Source organism: Mesorhizobium sp. M7D.F.Ca.US.004.03.1.1, from assembly GCF_003998635.1.
In the GTDB taxonomy this organism is placed as follows: domain Bacteria; phylum Pseudomonadota; class Alphaproteobacteria; order Rhizobiales; family Rhizobiaceae; genus Mesorhizobium; species Mesorhizobium loti.
In genome coordinates, this window is sequence record NZ_RZQG01001165.1 from 1 (window position 1) to 1,621 (window position 1,621).

1 protein-coding gene and 1 pseudogene are annotated in these 1,621 nt (G+C 62.6%); both read right to left on the bottom strand.

Annotation, left to right across the window (positions count from 1 at the left end; all coding sequences use genetic code 11):
* Positions 1 to 222 (bottom strand): annotated as a pseudogene (locus EN935_RS35140) (ABC transporter permease); the annotation flags it as partial.
* Positions 219 to 1,621, bottom strand: a 1,403-nt coding sequence (locus EN935_RS35145; RefSeq protein WP_164771649.1) for a sugar ABC transporter ATP-binding protein, incomplete at its 5' end; no start/stop codon positions are given. The pseudogene EN935_RS35140 and the gene EN935_RS35145, both read right to left, overlap by 4 nt.

The following is a 1,621-nucleotide window of genomic DNA, read 5'->3' on the forward strand; positions in this document are numbered from 1 at the left end:
GTCGATGCCGCCGCCGATGATGACGAAGGTCTGGCCGACCGCCATGATGGCGATCATGGAGCCCTGGCGCAAAAGATTGGCTATGTTGTTGGCCGAGGCGAAGCTTGTTGTCGCCACGGAGAGGAGGATCCAGAGCAGAACCAGCAGCGCCAAAAGCGTCAGCCCAAACAGGACGTTGTAGTTGCGCTTCGGTTTTTCGACAGCAATCGCCTCGGTGCTCATATCTGTCCTCCCAGCTTTTCTTGTTTCTCGGCGAGCGCCTGCGTGAGAATGTCCTCGTGGCTGGCGGCGCGAAAGCCATGGCTGGCCACCAGTTTGCCGCGCCGGAACACATGCAGCGTGTCGGCGAGTTCATAGACTTCCGGCAGATAGGACGAGATCAGGATGATGCCGGCGCCCTTCGACAGCAGCGCACCGAACAGACGATAGATCTCGGCCTTGGTGCCGACATCGACGCCGACCGTCGGCTCGTCGAAGATGAACAGCTTGGCGCCGTGCGCCAGCCATTTGCCGATGACGATCTTCTGCTGGTTGCCGCCCGACAGGCTGGACGCCAGCGCGCCGCGCGTCGGCGTCTTGATCCGCAGATCGGCGATCTGGCGATCGGCCTGCGTTTTCTCCTGCGCGCTCGAAATCAGCAAATTGTTCGAAATGCGCTTGTAGATCGGCAGGTTGAGGTTGAGGCCGACCGGCAGGTTGAGGCAAAGCCCCTGGTCGCGGCGGCTTTCCGGCGCCAGCGCCATGCCGAGCTTGATCGCGTCATGCTCGGAATTGACCTGGACATCCTTGCCTTCCCAGAGGATCTGGCCTGCCGACTTGCGATGGCGGCCGTAAAGCGTGGTGACGAACTCACTGCGCCCGGCGCCGATCAGGCCATAGAGGCCGACGATCTCGCCGGCGCGAACCGTCATCGAGACATTTTCGAAGCCCTTGCCGGACAGGTTTCTTGCCTCGATGATCGCGGCACCCGGCGTGAAATGCTCCTTGTGGTAGACCTGCTCGATCGAGCGGTTGATCATCATCTTGACCAGTTCGGCATCGTTGGTCTCGGCGATGTTGCGGGTGCCGACCAGCGTGCCGTCGCGCAGCACGGAAACTCGGTCGGCGAGTTCGAACACCTCTTCCATGCGGTGGCTGATGTAGATGATCGTCACGCCTTCGCCCTTCAGCCGGCGGATCAGGGTGAAAAGCTGGTCGGCCTCCTTGCGGGTGAGGTAGGCGGTCGGCTCGTCGAAGATCAGGAACTTGGTGCCGCGCACGGTGGCGCGGGCCGCTGCAATCAACTGCTGCTGGCCGATGGTGAGGTCGCCCAGCGTGACATGCGCCGGCAGGTCGAAGCCGAGATCGTCGATGATCTTCTGGGCTTCCTTGACCATGGCGCGCTGTTGCAGGATGCCGAAGCGCGAATTCTCCTCGCCGAGGAACATGTTGGCGGCGACCGTCAGGTGACGGCACAGCACGACCTCCTGGTGCACGGCATTGATGCCGAGCGCCATCGCCTCATGCGGCGTCGCGAGCGCTACCGGCTGGCCTTCCCAGATGACCTCTCCGGAGGTGCGCGGCATGACGCCGGTCAAAAGCTTGATGAGCGTGGATTTGCCGGCGCCGTTCTCGCCGACGA